The organism is Gilliamella sp. B3801 (genome assembly GCF_026536645.1).
GTDB classification, from domain to species: domain Bacteria; phylum Pseudomonadota; class Gammaproteobacteria; order Enterobacterales; family Orbaceae; genus Gilliamella; species Gilliamella apicola_I.
Map to the genome: position 1 here is coordinate 219,679 of NZ_JAFNNR010000002.1, position 20,692 is coordinate 240,370.

The 20,692-nt window shown below is 35.5% G+C and carries 16 protein-coding genes and 1 pseudogene; 7 read left to right on the forward strand and 10 right to left on the reverse strand.

What is annotated here, in order from left to right; translation table 11 throughout:
* Positions 1 to 44: 44 nt before the first annotated feature.
* Complete coding sequence (locus J3U14_RS02435) at positions 45 to 1,562, reverse strand: helicase HerA-like C-terminal domain-containing protein (protein ID WP_267350768.1); 1,518 nt, start codon at positions 1,560 to 1,562, stop codon at positions 45 to 47.
* A 105-nt stretch (positions 1,563 to 1,667) separates the two neighbouring features.
* On the opposite strand from J3U14_RS02435, the gene J3U14_RS02440 reads away from it, so the two are divergent.
* Positions 1,668 to 1,880: a YdcH family protein gene (locus J3U14_RS02440; protein ID WP_065558206.1), complete on the forward strand. Its 213-nt coding sequence runs from the start codon at positions 1,668 to 1,670 to the stop codon at positions 1,878 to 1,880.
* A 477-nt stretch (positions 1,881 to 2,357) separates the two neighbouring features.
* On the opposite strand, the gene mgtA is transcribed toward J3U14_RS02440, so the two are convergent.
* Positions 2,358 to 5,066 carry a magnesium-translocating P-type ATPase gene (mgtA, locus tag J3U14_RS02445; RefSeq protein ID WP_267350767.1) on the reverse strand — a complete coding sequence of 903 codons (2,709 nt, stop codon included), beginning with the start codon at positions 5,064 to 5,066 and terminating at the stop codon, positions 2,358 to 2,360.
* Between the two features lie 699 nt (positions 5,067 to 5,765).
* Between mgtA and J3U14_RS02450 the strand changes: the two genes are divergently transcribed.
* Positions 5,766 to 6,455, forward strand: a complete 690-nt coding sequence (locus J3U14_RS02450; RefSeq protein WP_267350766.1) for a hypothetical protein — start codon at positions 5,766 to 5,768, stop codon at positions 6,453 to 6,455.
* Positions 6,456 to 6,539: 84 nt separating this feature from the next.
* On the opposite strand, the gene J3U14_RS02455 is transcribed toward J3U14_RS02450, so the two are convergent.
* From J3U14_RS02455 to hutW, 8 genes and pseudogenes are all read right to left on the reverse strand, one after another.
* The gene (locus tag J3U14_RS02455; protein ID WP_267350765.1) at positions 6,540 to 8,432 is read right to left on the reverse strand and encodes a DNA topoisomerase III; all 1,893 of its coding nucleotides are present in this window, start codon (positions 8,430 to 8,432) and stop codon (positions 6,540 to 6,542) included.
* A 15-nt stretch (positions 8,433 to 8,447) separates the two neighbouring features.
* Positions 8,448 to 8,717, reverse strand: coding sequence for a GNAT family N-acetyltransferase (locus tag J3U14_RS11710; protein ID WP_411589717.1), 270 nt, complete (start codon positions 8,715 to 8,717; stop codon positions 8,448 to 8,450).
* A 377-nt stretch (positions 8,718 to 9,094) separates the two neighbouring features.
* Positions 9,095 to 10,096 carry a zinc transporter ZntB gene (gene zntB, locus J3U14_RS02460; RefSeq protein WP_065558201.1) on the reverse strand — a complete coding sequence of 334 codons (1,002 nt, stop codon included), beginning with the start codon at positions 10,094 to 10,096 and terminating at the stop codon, positions 9,095 to 9,097.
* A gap of 84 nt (positions 10,097 to 10,180) precedes the next feature.
* Positions 10,181 to 10,954, reverse strand: a complete 774-nt coding sequence (locus tag J3U14_RS02465; protein ID WP_267350763.1) for a heme ABC transporter ATP-binding protein — start codon at positions 10,952 to 10,954, stop codon at positions 10,181 to 10,183.
* Between the two features lie 16 nt (positions 10,955 to 10,970).
* On the reverse strand, positions 10,971 to 11,897 hold the full coding sequence (locus tag J3U14_RS02470) for a FecCD family ABC transporter permease (protein WP_411589888.1): 927 nt from the start codon (positions 11,895 to 11,897) through the stop codon (positions 10,971 to 10,973).
* A gap of 106 nt (positions 11,898 to 12,003) precedes the next feature.
* Positions 12,004 to 12,642, reverse strand: coding sequence for an NAD(P)H-binding protein (locus J3U14_RS02475; RefSeq protein ID WP_267350759.1), 639 nt, complete (start codon positions 12,640 to 12,642; stop codon positions 12,004 to 12,006).
* Positions 12,643 to 12,660: 18 nt separating this feature from the next.
* The gene (hutX, locus tag J3U14_RS02480; protein ID WP_065558198.1) at positions 12,661 to 13,161 is read right to left on the reverse strand and encodes a heme utilization cystosolic carrier protein HutX; all 501 of its coding nucleotides are present in this window, start codon (positions 13,159 to 13,161) and stop codon (positions 12,661 to 12,663) included.
* 125 nt (positions 13,162 to 13,286) lie between these two features.
* A pseudogene (gene hutW, locus J3U14_RS02485) lies at positions 13,287 to 14,600 on the reverse strand (heme anaerobic degradation radical SAM methyltransferase ChuW/HutW); the annotation flags it as partial.
* Between the two features lie 340 nt (positions 14,601 to 14,940).
* Between hutW and J3U14_RS02490 the strand changes: the two are divergent.
* From J3U14_RS02490 to J3U14_RS02510, 5 genes are all read left to right on the forward strand, one after another.
* Positions 14,941 to 15,792 (forward strand): heme/hemin ABC transporter substrate-binding protein, encoded by an 852-nt coding sequence (locus J3U14_RS02490; RefSeq protein ID WP_267350754.1) that lies wholly within the window; start codon positions 14,941 to 14,943, stop codon positions 15,790 to 15,792.
* Between the two features lie 136 nt (positions 15,793 to 15,928).
* On the forward strand, positions 15,929 to 18,232 hold the full coding sequence (locus J3U14_RS02495) for a TonB-dependent receptor domain-containing protein (RefSeq protein ID WP_267350753.1): 2,304 nt from the start codon (positions 15,929 to 15,931) through the stop codon (positions 18,230 to 18,232).
* Between the two features lie 363 nt (positions 18,233 to 18,595).
* The gene (locus tag J3U14_RS02500) at positions 18,596 to 19,225 is read left to right on the forward strand and encodes a YjfI family protein (RefSeq protein WP_267350751.1); all 630 of its coding nucleotides are present in this window, start codon (positions 18,596 to 18,598) and stop codon (positions 19,223 to 19,225) included.
* 36 nt (positions 19,226 to 19,261) lie between these two features.
* Positions 19,262 to 19,954, forward strand: coding sequence for a PspA/IM30 family protein (locus J3U14_RS02505; RefSeq protein WP_267350749.1), 693 nt, complete (start codon positions 19,262 to 19,264; stop codon positions 19,952 to 19,954).
* A 73-nt stretch (positions 19,955 to 20,027) separates the two neighbouring features.
* Positions 20,028 to 20,681, forward strand: a complete 654-nt coding sequence (locus tag J3U14_RS02510; RefSeq protein ID WP_267350747.1) for an OB-fold-containig protein — start codon at positions 20,028 to 20,030, stop codon at positions 20,679 to 20,681.
* Positions 20,682 to 20,692: the final 11 nt, after the last annotated feature.

A 20,692-nucleotide genomic window follows, 5' to 3' on the forward strand; every position in this document is an offset into this window, starting at 1 on the left:
ATATTAGATTAAGTTTCAATACGATAAATTATAAGCCAATGCATTTATCGTTTAAATCCACCTAAAATACCACGAGTAATGCGTCGACCGATTTCATTGGCTACTTGTCGCGTTGCGCTTCGAGCAACTTTTTGCGCAAAGCCATCTTGTTGACCACCTCTTGGGCCTTTATGACCAAAAAACAGAGAACTTAGCATATCTAACCAACCACCACTACTGGATTTTTCAGTTGGTTCTGTTGAATTATCATCATCAGCTGATTGAACGTTAGCTGAATTATCCAATGAAAAACCTGCTTTTATTTTCTCATAAGCTGATTGCCGATCGACAGTTTTAGCATATTTATCATAAAATAGCGATTGTTTAATAATCTCAGGAATTTTTTCAGGTGTAATTGGACCAATTTTAGAATTTGGTGCAATAACAAAACCACGCTCAACCATATTAGGACGCCCTTTCTCATCTAAAAAAGAAATTAAGGCTTCGCCGACAGCTAATTCCATAATCACTTTTTCGGTATCTAAATTGGGATTAGCTCGCATAGTTTGAGCCGCGGCTTTTACTGCTTTTTGATCTTTAGGCGTAAATGCCCTAAGCGCATGTTGGACACGATTGCCAAGCTGACCAAGAACGGTATCGGGGATATCGGTAGGATTTTGAGTAACAAAATAGATACCAACGCCTTTAGAGCGAATCAGTCTGACTACCTGCTCAATTTTCTGTAATAAAGCGGGGGTAATATCATTAAATAGTAAATGCGCTTCATCAAAAAAGAAGACTAATTTAGGTTTATCAGGATCACCAATTTCAGGCATATGTTCAAACAGTTCTGACAGCAACCACAACAAAAAAACAGAATACAATTTAGGTGAGTTATATAATTTATCTGCAGCTAAAATATTAATCATACCGTGACCGTTGGCATCGGTTTTCATTAAATCTTGAATATCAAGCATAGGTTCACCTAAAAAATATTCTGCCCCTTCTTGATCAAGCGATAATAAACTGCGTTGTATGGCACCAATCGATGATAAAGAAATATTGCCGTATTCAGACGTAAATTTTTTTGCATTATCACCAATTAACTGTACTAAGGCTCGTAAATCTTTAAAATCCAGTAATAAAAGATTATTGTCATCGGCAATTTTAAATACCAGTTGTAATACATCTGATTGAATATCATTAAGATTTAATAATCGTGCTAATAAAATTGGACCAATATCCGAAACGGTACTTCGCACCGGAATCCCTTTTTCTGCAAACACATCCCACAATTCAATGGGCGAGGCTTCAGGTTGCCAATCAGTTACCCCAATGCTTGTTAGGCGTGCTTTAAGTTTATCTGTTAAAATCCCTTTCTCACCCAAACCGGTCAAATCCCCTTTAACATCAGCCAAAAATACCGGTACACCTATATGAGAAAAACTCTCTGCCATTTTTTGAAGCGTCACTGTTTTACCAGTACCTGTTGCACCAGAAATGAGACCATGACGATTGGCTAATGCGCTGATAATAGATAAATCCTTGCCATTGCTTTTGGCTATAACGATAGATTCACTCATACATTAAATCCTCATTAAATTGCTATTAAAACAATCAGTAATATTGTAAGCTAAGAATGCAATATCGACGATTTAACCATTCATTAGCCAACATAAGGAGCCAATATGTTTCCAGAATATCGAGAATTAATTTCAAAATTAAAAAATACAGATTTACGATTTCAAAAATTATTTGATCAACATAATGCTTTGGATCAAAAAATTAAAAACATTGAGTCAGGTATCGAAATCGACACATCCGAAACTATCGAAAACTTAAAAAAACAGAAACTTAAACTTAAAGATGAAATACACACAATCTTAAAAAATCAGGCATAAATACGGGATAAAAAACATCAATAGCGTATTAGTCAATCTTTATTCAAAAAATTAGTGTTGTGAAAACAATGTTGATGTAGGTGCTTTTATAAAAAGCAATAAATATAAATAAACCCCAAACAAGGGGTTTATGATGATAACAGATAAAACAAAAACTAAAAAATTTAATAATAAAGCGAATTTTTACTTGCTTAATTGTTCTTTTGTCGTTCTTTTTTTACGATTTTTAATCAATACAATAATATTTTTATGTGGAGTTTTCATATTTTAATTTCCTCTTTTTGTTATAGTTATCACACCACGAAAATGTATGGAATTTTTAAAGAGTGACTAGCAATATCCTTATCAAGTATTTTGTATAAAATACTCGCCATCTCCAATAATGGTAGTTACTTTAGCATAAATTAACGGTATTACCAATTATTTTGGTTATTTAGTAAGCGACTTCCATATCGCCTACTTGCGCTACCAACAAATTTAGAACCATTGCCCAAAACGTTTTATATAAATTCGTTTCATTAACTGCGCAACAAAACAATAAGATAGTAGTGTGGCAATTAACCATGGGAAATATGACCAAGGTAAAGGAGCAAGACCAATCAAACTTCCTATTGGAGAAAATGGAATATAAATACCTACGATCATTATCAATAATGTCATCACAATGACCGGAAACGCTGCTGTACTTTGAACAAATGGAATTTTTTGTGTTCTTAACATATGCACAACTAAAGTTTGTGAAAGTAACCCTTCAATAAACCAACCAGAATGGAATAATGATTGTACTTCGACACTATTTGCACTGAACACAAACCACATTAACGCATAGGTAGTAATATCAAAAATAGAAGATGTTGGTCCAATCCAAATCATAAATCGTTTGATATTTTGCGCATCCCATTTACGAGGCTTTTGTAAAAACTCATCATCCATTTTATCCCAAGGTAATGATAATTGTGAAATATCATACAATAAATTTTGGATCAACAAATGAATTGCTAGCATAGGTAAAAAAGGTAAAAATGCACTGGCAACTAACACCGAAAAAATATTACCAAAGTTTGAACTGGCAGTCATATTCAAATACTTCATAATATTACCGAATGTTTCTCGACCGCAAATTACCCCTTCTTCTAACACCATTAAACTCTTTTCAAGCAAAATGATATCCGCTGATTCTTTCGCAATGTCGGTTGCAGTATCCACCGATATACCAACATCGGCGTCACGTAATGCAGGCGCATCATTGATACCATCGCCTAAAAAGCCCACTGTATGACCATTTTCTTGTAATAAACGGATGATTCGTGATTTTTGTAAAGGTGTTAATTTAGCAAAAATAGTACGTTGCTCAATTTGTTCTTTGAGTTCATCATCATCCATTTTTTCAATTTCGGTACCCAGTAAGGGAGTTCCTGGCTCTAGACCCACTTCACGACACACTTTTATGGTAATAATTTCATTATCACCAGTTAAAACTTTTACCCCTACACCATGTTCATTTAATGCAGAAATGGCTTCGTATGCGCTCTCTTTTGGCGGATCTAAAAACGTTAAGAACCCTCGAATTGCAAGGTCAGTCTCATCTTGGACACTGTATTGCGTTTTTGTTTGTGAAGCAGAAATATTTTTTAATCCCACCGCTAAAACTCGGAATCCTTCTTTATTGTAGTTATGAGCAAGTTCGATTAACTCTTGTTTGCGTTTTTCATCTAATGGCAAATATTCACCGTCTTGATAAACATAACGAGAAATAGACAGCATCTCTTCAACGGCACCTTTGCAAATCATCAAATGATCATCATTACCATTTTGCACCACAACCGATAAACGACGACGAACAAAATCAAATGGCAATTCATCAATCTTTTTATAAAGTCCAACCCCGACTTTTTTAACACTGGTTTTCTCTTCAGTGAAACGGATAATGGCTTTGTCCATTAGGTTTTTCATACCACTTTGATAATAGCTGTTTAACCAAGCGAGTTCTAATACAGCTGGGTCAACTTGACCATAACTATCAAGATGATGTTCAAGGATAATTTTATCTTGTGTCAATGTACCCGTTTTGTCGGTACATAAAATATCCATTGCACCAAAATTTTGAATCGCATTAAGACGTTTCACAACAACCTTACGCTTTGCCATTCCAACCGCACCTTTAGCCAGGTTAGCACTGACAATCATCGGCAACATTTCAGGGGTTAATCCAACCGCTACCGCCAAAGCAAACAAAGCCGCATCGCCCCAATCCCCTTTTGAAATACCATTTATCACAAAAACAATTGGCACCATAATAAGCATAAAACGGATCAGTAACCAACTAACACTATTCACACCTCGATCGAATGACGTTTCAGCACGGGAACCAACAATGGATTTAGCTAATGATCCAAAATGCGTGTCTGCACCTGTGGCAACCACAATTGCCTTAGCCGTTCCACTTACCACATTCGTCCCCATAAAACAGACGTTATTCACATCAAGAACATTATCTTTATCAATATCAGATGCATTAATTTCATCGGTTGTCTTTTGTGAAACGGCGCCTAAAGTGTCATATTTTTCAACAGGTATAGACTCACCTGTCAGTACCGCTTGGCTGACAAAAAGATCCCGTGATTCAATTAAGCGGATATCCGCAGGAATCATATCCCCTGCCGATAAAAAGACAATATCGCCAGGCACAATCTCGCTTAACGGAATTTCAAAATGTTCAGGATTCATATCCTTATGCGGACGTCTTAATACCGTTGCCGTTGTTCGAATCATCGATTTGAGCGCTTCAGCGGCTTTATTAGATCGAAACTCTTGCCAAAAACGCAATAAACCACTTAATGAAACCATGGTTAAAATGATAATAATACTGGTTAGATCGGTTTCTTCCCCCTTTTGTAAAGGTAACCAGAAATCGGTCACAAAACTAACCACCGCTAAAATAAGTAACACAAAAATAAATGGATTATTAAACGCCATTAATAATTGCATGAACACTGAAGGGACTTTTTCGCGGGCTACTTCGTTTTTGCCATACTCTTCTAATCTAGATTTTGCATTTTCTTGCGTTAAACCGGACAAGCTCGATTGAAATTTAGATAAAATGCTATCTAAGCTATGTTGAGCTTCATGAATTGCTTTAATATCTGAGCTTGTTTGTGAATGAATTTTTGTAGTGTTTTTGGTCATCTTATGTACCTATATTCATAATTTTTTAGACAAAAATATGCCTACTCACTGTTAAAAAATAACAATAAGCAAAGTAACTAATTGAATAGCTAAGACTTTAATGCCACAGCATGACCGCACTCAAAGCGATGGCTGAGCAAAAAATAATTTAGCGAGATAATTTAATTAAGAATTAGATACAACTCGGTGGTTCTAAATGTTTTTCTGAAAAAAGTAATGAACACAACATTAAGATGTGCGCACCATGATGTTTTGAATTTGTGTGATAGCGTGTAAAAAATTGCATATCGTTCACCGTTACCGTTCGATCAATTTCGGCGCGTGAACTGAAAAAATGATTATTTAGACAGGTTCATTAACCGATAATGATTTGTGTTTGAATACATCTCCCCATATATGGGGTGACCCGATTGAGCGTCCATAGTTCTCCTATAAAATTGAACTCAACACTTTGTATTTCAACTTTTCTTAACCCTCATTTTTAACCACCTAATAGTTAAAAAAGTAAGAAAAGCTCAAAGGCGGGCAATTTATACGCCTTTAGCCAAAATAAGTCAACCAATAATCCTTTAAAAAGGTCATAACAGCTTAAAAACAGCACTTATCGCCCCAATAAATGGTTTTTTGTATATAAATAATACACACAAAACTTAATATCATTTACAATAACTAATACTATTCAACGCAAGGAAAACGAAAGTGGAACTCATAACATTACTCGACACTAATTGGTTAAATTTCGTGATCATTTTCGCACTTTCATTTTTATGGTTTTTCAATCGAAAAAGATCACCCAATCAATACCTCGATAATATCATTATATATGCTGATATTTTAGAAAAGACACCTAAGCCAAAATACCAAAAGGATTACTTGAATAATATTAAAAGTAAACTTCTTTGGGACAAGGTCTGTTTTTATCAAACCGGTGACATGAATAAAGAAAGAATCGCAATTTCGTTAATTAATGCTGACATTAAAAACATCATCAATTTATTACAATTAAATTCACTAACCCAATACTTTTGTATCAGACAAAATAAAATAACGGCAGTCAATCCTTTTTTAGTTAAAGAAGTCATCCTATTATGTGTTGGGTTCATTCTCGCTTTTATTATGGTGATATCGAATCTTGATACCGTTTTTAGATCAAATTCAATGATTAATATAATCATTGCCTCGATAACCATTTTTATTATCTTATTGATTGCAACTCAGTTCGCCATAGCGCCTTTAAAAAGGCTTAATACCTATCGATTGATTTTGAAAGACGACACTTTTTTAAAGCGTGCTAATGACCAACTAGTTCGCATTATTCAAGAAAGTAATAATAGTAATCCTGGTTTTGAAAAATCCATGATGAGTAAAGAAGAATCGCATCAATCATAACCCAATTTCGAAGGCTTTATCTGCTGTGGTAATAAATAAGGCGACAAATCTGGGCTTTACGTCGCCTTAATAGTTATATGGGAACTAAGCACGTATATTTAAACGGGCATTTTTAAGCTGCTCTACAAGTTCAAGCAATGATTGATTTAACTGATTCATAAATTGTTGGTAAGAAAACGCCTTTTTACTGATTTCATCTAATTGTCGTTCCCAATGCGCAGTCATATCGGGGATAGACATAATATCTGGTAACGATAAAATTAACTTACGTCCAACTGGAGTAGCACGAATTGATTTGCCTTGTCGTGTTAAAAATTGACGTTTAAATAACAGTTCTATTATTCCTGCTCGGGTTGCTTCTGTGCCTAAACCATCGGTTTCCCGCAATATTTTTTTAATCTCTGGATCTTTAACAAATCTTGCAATACCTGTCATTGCGGAAAGTAAAGTTGCATCATTAAAAGGTTTAGGGGGTTGTGTTTCTTTACTGATAAGTTCAGCATCAATACACTGCACTGCCTCCCCTTTTTTCACTAATTTAGTTAACAATCCATTACTCTCTGCATCCGCTTCGGATTGATCAGCTTGTAAAGTTTTCGTTCCAAACAACGCTTTCCAGCCTGCTTCAAGCATTTGCGTTGCTCTAGCAATAAATTTTCCACCTTGAATATCAACATCAATTTGTAATTCAGCGTATTTATATAAAGGATAAAATTGTGCTAAATATTGGGTTGCAATCACCTGATAAACTAATTTTTCATTATCCGTTAAATTGTCCATTTTAGCCTTGCGCTGTGTTGGAATGATGGCATGGTGCGCTTCAACTTTTTTATCGTTCCAAGCTTTTGTCCGCAGACTAAAATCAGCGTTTTCAATAGCAGGCTGTAAATCCGGGCAATTATTTTCGATTGCTAATTTTACACTGATTATTTGGTTAAGATGCTCTTCGGGTAAAAAACGGCAATCGGATCTCGGGTAGGTGATCAATTTATGCTTTTCATATAGTGACTGGCAAATATCAAGCACATCTTGTGCACTTAATCCATTTTTTTTAGCCATCTCAATTTGAAGAGCGGATAAATTAAATGGCATAGGTGGTGCAACTTCTTTCTTTTTGTTACTGACTTTCTCAATAATACCGGTTTGATCTTTAATTCTTTGACAAACATTTTCGGCTAATGCTTTGACTAAAACTCGTCCTTCTTCATCTTGATAGGGAGCACAAGCTTCGCTAGGTTGCCACTTGGCCTTAAATATTTCATTATGCTGGGTTTGAAGTACAGCAAAAACTTCATAAAACGGTTTGGAAACAAACTTTTCAATATCTAAATCACGCCTTACCACTAAACCAAGAATAGGCGTTTGTACCCGTCCAATGGATAACACTCCTCGATACCCGCCTCGTTGCCCCACCAGCGTACACAGACGACTCATATTAATACCATACAACCAATCAGCACGGGCTCTTGCAAGCGCTGACGTAGAGAGCGGAATAAAATCTTGATTACTGCGTAATTGTTCAAGCGATTTTTCAACTGCACTGGCATTTAAATCACTAATCAAGCAACGCTTAATTGTTTTGCGTTTATCGGGCGTGAGTTGACAATAATTCAAAACTTCATCGACTAATAATTGCCCTTCTCGATCTGGATCGCCTGCATGTACAATCTGATCGGCAGATTTAATCAATTCGACTAAAATATCAAATTGGCTTTTTGTACTCCCTTTTGGCATCAAAATCCATTTTTCCGGAACAATAGGAAGATCATCGATCACCCATTTTTTAAAGCGATCATCATACACTTCTGGGGTGGCTTGTTCTAAAAGATGTCCGATACACCAACTCACAATATCGCCATTAGCGGCTTTGATAAAACCCGTTCCTTTTTGATGTGGTTTAGGCAAAACATCGGCAATAGCCCTTGCTAAACTGGGCTTTTCAGCAATAAACAGACGATAAGTTTGATTAGATTGCATAATTATTAGTCTTAATCATAAATTTGAAACAAAATAAGTTTGATAGGATGATTTAACGCTAAAATTTAAATGATTTAACATCTTCAATAACAATGCCTTGTCAGCATCCCTACAAGGCAGAATGCGACAATAAAAACAAATTAAAATATGTTTGTCTAAACACATCAAACCTTGTTCTTTTCGACTTTTTTGCTTTGTCGTGTACCATTCAATCTTAAAACCAGTGTGATAGGCCAAATACGGTAAGGCTCCATAAATTATCATATTATCCTTTAAAATTTCCAATCCTGCTAAGTCTGTTATTAATGCTCAATAAGGTTGAAAATTGTTACATAAGTCTTAACGCCATTCAAGCGCAATAATTTGCAGAAAATCATTCCCAACAATAAACACAAAAATAACCTAATCTTTACAATGCATCAAAAGAACAGGACTAAGCTTAGTCTGTTTAAGTAATCCTAATACCCTAAAGAGGACAGTTATTATTTATAATCTTATCACAAGGCTGAAATCAACTAAGATTGAAAGCACAACACTTATCACTTTGCCAATACCTCGTCAACAATGCATGTTAAAGCTTTTAAAATATCATTTAATTGATTAATTATGTTACAAGATTCAGCTTTATCATTTTTTAGTTGTCGTGATTTTAAAACGGGTTTTTACCACCACTTTTTGAACTTAAGCCAAATGGCAGAAACAATAGAAATAACAATAAGAATCAAGATTAACCCAACAAAAGACCAAGGATGCTCACTAAAAGGAATACCGGCAAGATTGACACCAAGTAAACTGGTTATAAACGTGATTGGTGTAAATATAATGGTAAATAGTGACATTAAATAGATTCGTTTATTGGTCGATTCTGCCAAAAAGCTATTAATTTGCTCCATAATCGAGGCAAGACGCAATAAACAACTATCGATATCTGACACATAGTGGCTTTGTTGATTAGAAATATCATGTAGACGTTGGCGATCGTTATCATCAATCCAAGAAATCCTTTCGGTTGAAATTTTAACAAAAATATCCCGTTGCGGAGATAATAATCGACGAAGAATGATCAACTGTTTACGTACTCGACCAATTTCTTTATGTGAAAGAATTCGCTGATTTAATACTAAGTCTTCAAGTTTAACAATTTTGTTATGTACACTATCAAACGATAAATTGACTTGATCACTAATGAGTTCGGATACTTGAATCAACCAATCAGCAACATCAACAGGCCCTATTCCTTTTTCTAAATTATCTTTTAATTGGAAAATCGCATCGATTTGTTGATGTCGGGTCGAAACAATTAAATTATCGGTAATGTAAAAACGGAAGGTTACAATCGGATCGGGTAATTCATTTGGCGTATAATTAACACCTTTTAATACGACTAAAATACCCGTATCAAAACGAATTTCTTTCGATATTTGGTTGGGTTTAATTAACTCATTTTTCACTAAATCCGGAATCAATTTTGTCTGATTAATCCACTTAATCGTTTCGGATTTAGCAAAATCCAGATGGATCCAACATGGCTTTTGCACCGTCGCTTGGCAATCATTACTTAAAGGATTGGCTTTACCTTTACCATCAAATTGACAACTAAAAACAGGTTTTGCTGATATAAGATCTGAAACAGGAACGGAATTTTCACTATTTTCATTCGTCATTATAAGCCCCATTTGTTAAGTTTTCTTAATTATATACTGAAATTGCTTAAAAATGGAGCGATTGATTAACTTAATTTATCAAAATTAAGGCATTAAATAGAGTTGCGGAACCAAAGCATTACTAGGGTGCGGAATAATACCTAATTCAACCCCATACCAATGATTAATATTTTCAACAGTTAATACTTCAGCAGATGCACCTTGCTTAACGATTTTTCCCTGACTAAGAAGCAACACTTTATCCGCATACAAGGCAGCCAAATTAAGATCATGTAACACACAACATACTGCCAGTTGCTGTTCTTTGGCGAGTTGTTTTAATAATCGCAATGTATGTTGCTGATGATACAGATCTAATGCTGAAGTGGGTTCATCTAAAAAAAGTAGCTTTTCAGTTGGCTCCTCTTGCCACAATTGGGCTAAAACGCGAGCCAATTGTACACGTTGCTGTTCTCCGCCTGACAAGCTACGGTAATCTCGGTTGGCCAACTTCAAGCAATCAGTTTGTTGCATAGTTTCGTGAATGGCTTGCTCGCAATGAAGTTTACCGTAAGGTGCTCGCCCCATTGCCACCACTTCTTTTACCGTAAAAGGAAACGTCATCTGGCTATGCTGTAACATCACCGTTCTCACTTTAGCTAATTGCTTAGCAGACCATTGTGTCATCGCTTTATCAAAAAGATAAATATCGCCAGATGATGGGGTCTGATAACCCGTTAAAAGCCGTAATAAAGTTGATTTACCTGCACCATTAGGACCAATGATAATGGCAATTTCGCCAGCTTGAATATCTAAAGACACATCATCGATTAAACACCGAGTACCACAATAAAAAGTTAAGTTTTTTGCTGTCAACATCGTCAAATTATACCCGTTATTTGTGCCTTAAAATGAGCCAAAGAAAATAAGGTCCACCAATTAAACTTGTCAATAACCCTACCGGTATTTCAGTCGGTGCAACAACCGTTCTTGCCAGAGTATCGGCAGAGAGTAATAAACAGCCACCTGCCAATGCCGATGCAGGTAATAACACGCTATGATTAGCCCCAATACGTAATCGAATCATATGAGGAACCACCAAACCAACAAAAGCAATAATGCCACTTACTGCAACCGATGTACCGATTAAAATGGCACTAAACACCAACAAATATTGCTTCAAACGAATAACATTAATACCTAAATAGTGCGCATCTTCATCCCCCAATTGCAATATATTGAGCTGATGAGAAAGAACCAAAATGGCTAACAAAGCAGGGATAATTAACGAAGTAGCAACTAACACTAATTCCCACGATCCTTTACCCAAATGCCCCATTGACCAAAGTGATATTTGTCTTAATTGTGCTTCATCACTAATATAACTTAGGCATCCCATTACTGCTCCGATAATGGCATTGATTGCTACACCCAACAACACCATTTTGGCCAAATTACACTCGGCATGAAGACTATAAAGATAGATCAGAAAACAGATGAATAAACTACCCAAAAAAGCAGCCAACATTTTTCCATACAGCATCATAATTGGTGGAAAGATAGTCGGAAATAAAACTGACAAACCAACCAACAAACCAGCGCCACTGCTGATACCCAACAAACCTGAATCCGCTAAAGGATTACGAAATAATCCTTGCATGACAGCGCCTGAAGTTGCTAATGCCATACCAACAATCACTGCTAATAAAATACGAGGTAAACGTATATTCAACCAAATATTCATCAATGGATCATCAAATGATAATGACAATAACTGAGAAACCGGAAATGTTAAAGCACCCGTATTAGCTGATAAAACCATCAAAACCAACAGCACGATAAACAGTCCCCATAACAATGAACGATGACTATAACGTTGCACTCACTATCCTCACTAAAAATATGGATTTAATTACATTCATGCTATTTTAATGTTCAAATTTAAGATTCGGATCAATAACAGTATAAGCTTTATTATCAAGTTGCTGATGCGCTATTTTATCAATAATGACTTTCGCTAAATCGATACGATGAATCAGTCCATGTACCTCTTGCTGAAAATAGCATTTTGCATTACCTGTTAGTTCCCCATTTTGTAATCCACCCGGTCTTAATATAAGGTATTTTAGCGTGCTAGTTTGTAACCAAACTTCCGCTAACGATTTTTCACGTACCGCATGTCCAAACGCTTGTTTAGCTCGTAAAGATAATGTTGACCATGTATCACCACAACCTAAGGATGTGACTAACACCATCTGCCTTATATTGGCTTGTTCAGCACAATCAATAATAATACGTTGTGCCAGATAATTTCCGGTTTCCCCACCCAGTGTTGAAATAATTGTGGCGTCAGGTCCGGCTAATGCACAAAGCTGGCTAACCATAGATGAGTCGGTCGCATCACCGACATGACACTCAATACCTTGCTCACTTAACTGCTTGGCAAAAGTTTCGTCTCGTACCAATGCAATACAACGCCAACTTGGTTGGCACTGTTTAACTAACTGACAAATCTGATAACCCGTACCCAATTTTGGACTGACACCAAAAACTAATATTGTTTTCATGCTATTATCATCTCAACATTAGTTAATTTTATTTGCTAATGCTCTAAATTTTTCTAATTGATCCTGTTTTAACTGATGTTTTTCATCACGACCCACAAAAATTTTAAACATTGATTGTCCCATATGATTAAGAAAGATCATCGAAGCTGTCGACATTTTCATAAATTTACGTTCAATAAAAGCAATATATTGACAATGTTCAGCTTTAATATGACCACTTAATCCTTTTTGATGACGTAGATTGAAATATTTTTGACTATGCGAACCTGGCGGTAATTCACCTGAAATTTCAGCAATGACATCACCGGTATGGATCAAAAATAACACATCGCCCCAAGTTGTCACTTCATCCCAAATCATATCAAAATAAGAACCATCAACAATTTTCGCATCTGGTAAGGCTTGAATAACTTGCGTCAAAGTCACTTGATGATCTTGAGCAATTTTTTCTAATAACTCCTCGGGATTGGTTTGCATATAAGTTGAAAGATTACTGAGATGAGTTTGCTTATCTACCATGTTAATATCCTTTAATGATGTGAAATAGGTTGATTATTTTTCTTTTCAGAATGTGCACCAGGCATAGCAGGATGACCTTTCATTGCTTGCTTAGCCTTTGCCATTTTATGCTGTAATTCAATATGTTCGGGGTTGTTCAGTTGTAATAACAACTGCTGCAAAGCTTGCAAAATATTGCTTGACCAAAAACGACCAGATAATGTCAGTCGTAAACAATGATCCTCATCTTGAAGTAAACCAACTTGATGCCACTGTTTAATTAAAGGATCAAATAAATGACTATGCTCGGTCAATTTAGTCAAATCCACTCGACCTTTCTCAATGCCTGCTTGTAATTGATGTAACCAATCCCCTAATAAGGATTTACCTGTTAACATCATTAGGGGTTTTTTGCCCTGATCAAGTTGCATATAATACTGATTTAAGTCACGATGAAGCATATACGAATGCGTATCTAATTTACCACCAGCACACGATCCAAAGCCAAAAAAATGCGAACCTTGCTTAATCAAAAAGTTGTACAAGTTACGTTCACGACTTGTTTTAGCCCAATGCGCATTGGTCAAATGAACCCACCCCTGTTTAGCTAAAAACTCAGCACCTTGATGATAAAAATGACATTTGTCACTTACTGACGGCAACGCTATACGGTTGTTTTCTACCCCTTTTGCTAACGGTGTGGTAGGTAGTAAATTTAGTGAATAAAGATCAACACCATCTAACGGAAGATCATTGACGATTTCAAGATCACGTTGCCAAGTTTCAATAGTTTGATTAGGTAAACCAAACATCAAATCGCAGACTAATGCCACACTATCACGTGAAGCAATACGCTCAAAATTTTTGATAATTTCTTGTTCTGTTGATTGACGACCTAACTTCTGTCTGATTGTCGTATTGAAGGTTTGTATGCCAATTGAAAATCGATTAGCACCCGCCTCAATATAGCTATCCACTTTTTCATCATCAAAATCAGAAATACGCCCTTCTACCGTAATTTCGCAATCGGGGGCTAAAGGCGCATATTGCTTAAGATAACGGATAACGCGTGCTAATTGCCCGGCAGCTAAAGCCGAAGGCGTACCACCGCCAAAATAAATGGCATGAATGGGGGCGGATTGCATGGCTTGATTATTAATTTCCAATGAAATTTCTTTCAATAAATAATCGATATAAGTACTTGTATCAAATTTACGCAAGGGGTTTTGATAAAAGCCACAAAATTGACAATGAATGTCACAAAAAGGAATATGAATATAAATAAGACGCTTTCGACCACGCAAATCAGCATTTTGAATTTCTTGCCATTTTTGTTCAATTTCGTGTGGGGCAACGGGTAAACTTGCCTGTAAAGGCATAACCGCCCAGCGATCCTTAAAAGGAAGTGCTGAATTTAACGCATAAAAAGGACTAACATCTAAAGATTTCATAACTGCCATTCTGATTAAATATTCTGTAAAGATTAAATAATAATTATTATCATTTATCAATATATTTTATTTAATTTTTTATTAACCATTTGATACTTTGATAGATATTTTTATTTTTTCAATGAGTGATGAGATTCTTTTACTACCAATTTGAATCTCCTTTTTTCAACTTTTTGCCATTTTTAACAAAATAATCACTTATAACATTCATTGTTCTTACTCTATTTCCCCTTAGTTTTAAACCGAATATCCAACTAAAACGTAAAAATATCACCATATCACTATTGATAATAGTTCTCATTTTCAATATAGTGTAATGCAACTGTATTTTAGCTATAGGAATTATGTAATGATTAAAAAAATATATACAAACCTGAGTGTTATTTTACTTATACTTACATTATCAGGTTTAATAAATATCAGTTCAGCTAATCAAAGAATTGTCATTGCTGGGGGATCGTTAACAGAGATTGTTTATGCTTTGGGAGAAGATCAACAAGTGGTCGGTGTTGATAAAACCAGTACGTATCCGGCAACAACTCAACATCTACCCCAAATTGGATATTGGAAACTGCTCAACATAGAAGGTATATTATCGCTTAAACCAACGCTATTTATTGCCTTTAATGATATTGAACCCGATAACGTTTTAACACAAATGCATCAAGCTAGCGTTGACGTATTGGCATTACCACGTGTCCCAGGCACAGTTGAATTACTTTATCAAAACATTGAAAAGATTGCTCAAAAACTCAACAAGCAACATGAGGGTAATCAATTAATTACCAGAATAAAAACCCATCTTTCCAAGCTACAAGACAAGATTAAAACGCATCCCCAAAAAACCAAAGTATTATTCATGATGACAATGGGAGGAAGTAATGCCATTGCCGGTAAAAATACCACCGCTGACGCCTTAATCACCATTGCAGGTGGTGAAAATCTAGCGACGCATAACAGCTATAAAAATTACAGCGCCGAATCGCTAATTGCGATGAATCCTGATGTAATTTTAATAAACAGCCATTCCATACAACAATTAGGGGGTATGGATAAATTACAAACGATATCTGGCATAACCGAAACATCGGCTTACAAAAATAATCGAATTAAAACCATTGATGACAGTTATCTTTTTGGCATTGGGCCACGAGTGGATGAAGTTGCTACCCAGCTTTATCAAATTTTTTACCCAGAATAATCAATTGAAAGTACTTTAGATTATTCAGCATTAAAGGCATTTAACAGTAACGATAAAACAATCAAGCATCACGAAAACTGTTTTTAACGAATGATAAAAATCATTTAATTTAGATTAGTAAGATTGAAGGTTAAACATGTTATACATTAAGAATTTAAAAAAAACGGGCACACTAGCTTTAGGCTTAACATTCGTTATGCCTGCCATAGCAACTGACAAACATGATGATGAAAAAATCAACGACATCATGACAGTAACGGCACACGAATCAATCAAACAACCGGGTATCAATACTGAAATTTCCGAACAGGATATTCGACGAGACGGCGGGACTAATTTTGGCACGCTTATGCGCTACCAACCATTGATTTCAGCATCGGGCAACATATCGGGTTCTGGCAGTGGTAAAAGTAGTTGGGACAGAGGAGGCTTTACAGGTTACAACATTCGAGGATTAGATGCTAATCGCGTTTCTATCGATATTGACGGAATGCCACTGCCTATTGCACAAGGACGCGTCAATTCTGTCGGGCGAGCAGGCTTTGGCTCGTATGGAATAGGACGCGATTACATCGATACCTATATGTATAACAAGGTCGATATTCAATCTGGCGCAACTTCGGTAAGTAATGCCAATAATGCACTTGGTGGATCGGTGTCGTTTCAAACTAAAACTGCTAGCTATTACCTCTATCCCGGAAAAACCAGCTATTTTGGATTCCAAAATAATTATGACAGCACCGACAGAAGCTATCATCAAGGTATCACATTAGCAGGCGGTGATGATGAACTAAACGGAATTATCGTATTAAGTCGTCGTGATGGACAGCAAGGAAGAAATTACGGAAACTCAATTAATAACTATCCGGAAAACTACCATTCAAATTCAATCCTTGCGGGTTTCAGTTGGCAAATGACCGATGGGCATCAGCTTAATACGACCATTGATTACAATAACAAAACCAAACATTCGCACTATGATACATGGGACAAAAATGGTAAAAAAATTGAATCGCATGATAAGCAACGAAGTAAAAACAACCGCTTCAATTTGGCGATAAAAGATATATGGACACCAACCAATATTAATTGGATTGATAGCCTGACAACGCAATTAAATTATCAACGCACGAATGTGTATGACAGCACCTATCTAAATCACACAACAAATGGTCAATATAACATTCAAACCAATTACAATACTAAAGCCTATAATTTTATTACCACCTTGCTAAAACAATATAATAATCAAAAAATAAGTGCTGGTTTAAATGGTAAATGGAGTGAAGACGAATCGCCATTTTATACATCAGCCAAACCAAGATATGGAAAGATTTTCCCTGACGGAGATTACACTAAACCCCAAGCTGACAGCCGTACTTATCAACTTGGTGGATTTATTGAAGACCGAATCGCCTTCAATATTAATGATCATCATAACTATTACTTAGTACCTGGCATTCGAGCAATTTATCAAAAAACAAAGCCACGTCATTTAGAAAATATGGCTGTCACCATTGCAGATGCATCTAGACTAAGCCAACAATATAAAAGTAACAGTGATTTTCAACTATTACCTTCACTCGCTTTGATGTACGACATCAATCCTAATTTTACAGCTTACCTTCAATATAAGCGTAGCGCACAAATGCCAAACCAAAATCAACTTTATGGTTCTTATTTAGCGCATAGCACCATGTATGTACTGGTTGGTGACTCTAATCTCAAAACCGAAACAAGCGACAATTTTGAATTAGGTGTTAAAGGTCATCCCATGACAGGAATAACCTTATCCACCGCAGCTTTCTACAATAAATACAAAAATTTTATCGCTTACACACGCTATAAAAAAGATTTTGTCGGAACGGGTAATCGACTGGTTTATCAAGCCGAAAACCGTGATAAAGCGTACATCTATGGTGCCGAATTAAGCAGTGAATTTAATTTTGGTTCATGGTTCGACCAAGCTAATGGCTTAACAGCTAAATTTGCAATTGGCTACAACCAAGGTAAATCAAAATCGAGCTATTTAGGTGATAAATATATTGAAATGGACTCTATTGCCCCACTCAAAAGTACCATTGGTTTAGCATGGGATGATCCAAATAAATTTTATGGTATTGCAATTAATGCAACTTTCCAAAAAGGCAAAAAAACCACCCCAACTTCACGGGAATCCTATAACAATGATGGTAAACCCATTCCTGATTCAAAAGAAGAATATTTTAGAATCGCAGGACATGGAGTCATTGACTTAACCAGCTATGTTAACATCACTAAAAACGTCAAGTTAAGTGGTGGTATTTATAATCTTACCGACCAAAAATACTGGGATTATTTAAGTAATAACAAGTTATATCGTTCATCTGATCGTAAATACCTCGATCTATTTACTGCACCGGGTCGAACATTCCAACTCGGCTTAGATATCGATTTTTAAAATCGCCTGATAACATAATGTTGACAATTAACCCGCTTATGCGGGTTTTTGTTAGAAAAGGAGATCAAGCTAGCCTAAAATTCGGTACATCAAAAAAAACAACAAATCGAATTGAACACGTTTCAAATTTATTCAATAATATGGCGCTGAATAAAGATTAATTATCCTATCGTTAATGGCTACTCAACAGACAACTATTAATAAAGCACAATTAATCAAATAATTATTTAAAAATAACTCAATTTTTCATGAATAAATAATCATCATAAAAAACATCACATGTAATATTTACATGTGATGTTTTTATGATAATATTGCTCACATTAAACACTAACAAAATCTTAACTAATTTTTATGAAAAAAATGAAAGAGACAAAAAGCTCAGCTTTTTATCAGCAGCAGTATCGACAACGTCTGCGTGATCAGGGCTTAATCAAAAAAGAAGTTTGGATTTTGCCAGAAAATACTTCAAGGTTACTCGACATTGAAAAGCAATTTCGACTACCTTTGGTAATAAACAACCAGCGTTTTAATGATAAACAGGAATATAATGAAATGAAAAATAATAAAGTTTGGTTAATTACAGATCTTTATGATGAATTAAACAATTCTGAATTAGTTAAACAAGGTTCTGCAAGTATCGAAATCATTGATGGTGTTGATGCTTGTTTGCATATTATCATGCATGAATATGGTGACTTACCACTATTTTTAAGTGTATCAAATCAACAAATTATTGTTGAAGCGCTACTTTGGCCTGTTAATATAATTAAACAACCATCCCAATTTAACGAAGAAATTTTATGCACTCGTAAGCTTTTCCCATTATCAACCATTGCGATTGAAAAAACGGGAGATGGCTCAGTTAACTATATTATGTATGGTGCGCTTAGTGCGACATCGATACTAAGTAATGTCATTTATGAATTAGAAACCTTATCCGATAATGTGATCAAAGCGACCGAAGCTTACGAACATTACTTTAATATTTAACTACAGAATAAATATCAACAATAAGGAGATTAAACAATGACCATTTTCAAAAAACTGATTACGGCACTACGAGGCGGTATTAACGAAGCCGGTGAATCCATTATCGATACCCAAGCTTTGCGCATATTGGATCAAGAAATCCGAGACGCCGATGCAGAACTTAAACAAGCGAAAGAGTCGCTAGCTAACGTTCTTGCTCAACAAAAAATAGCGGAAAAAGAAGCAAAAAGAGTTAAAACTCAAATTACTGAATACGAAGGCTACGCAGTAAAAGCATTAGATTCAGATAATGAAGAACTTGCATTAGAAATTGCTGAAAAATTAGTGACACTTGAAAACGAACATGATAACTACCAAAAACAGGTGACCTATTTTTCTGACAGTGTAAAAAACTTGCGTCAAACCATTTCACAAACTGAAATTAACATTCGCAATTTAAAACAACAAGTTGATATTGTCAAAGCGACCGAAAGCGTGCAAAAAGCTCAAACTGCGATTGCTCAACGTTATGGAAGTTCGACCGCTAAATTACAAACGGCGTTAGATTCTTTAGAACGTATCAAAAAACGTCAGGAAAAAAATGCTGCCATTATTGAAGCAAAAAATGAACTGGCAACAGCAGAAAATGAAAGTTCACTTGATAACAAGCTCGAAGCAGCAGGAATTAAAACAGGCAATCAAAGCGCGATGGCAATTTTAGCCAGATTAAAAGAAAAACAAACAAACTAAAATAGTTATTTATTTTTTAAACTTAAAAATTATAAATATAGCTATTTGGAAAAATGAAATTTAAGGAAATATAATGGATCTATTCTGGGGAATCTTTTTTTCTTTTCCAGTCGTCATCTTTAGTGGATTAGTCACGATTTGCGTACTGTATTGGTTGGTTGCATCAATTGGCGTTTTAACGGTTGATTGCTTAGACATTGATTTTGATATAGATGTCAAACAATTATCAACTGATAATCCAGCTTCAGGATTTAGCGGTTTACTCATGAAGTTAGGATTCAACGAAGTCCCCATGACATTAGTCATTACCCTAATCTCTTTATTTGGATGGTCAATCTGCTATTTTTCTTTTCGTTTTTTCATGATACCAATTAGTCATTATGCGCTAATTTACTACTTATTAGGATTAATAATTTTTATAACTGCCTTCATCGCGGCGGTGTACTTAACCGCATTTACAATAAAACCTCTACGCCCTATTTTTAGCAAACTCAATACAGCCAATAGTCATAAATCATTATTAGGTCAAACTGTTGAAATCCGATCCAGTACTGTCAGCGAAACCAAAGGTGAAGCAACGTATGAAGACGGTGGAGCAGGTCTAATCTTACAAGTTAGATGTAACGAATCATATCAATTCAAACGTGGCGATAAAGCCATTTTGCTAAGCTATGATAAAACAAATAATAGCTATGAAATTATTAGCCTCGACGAGTTTAATGGATAACAAAATTATTT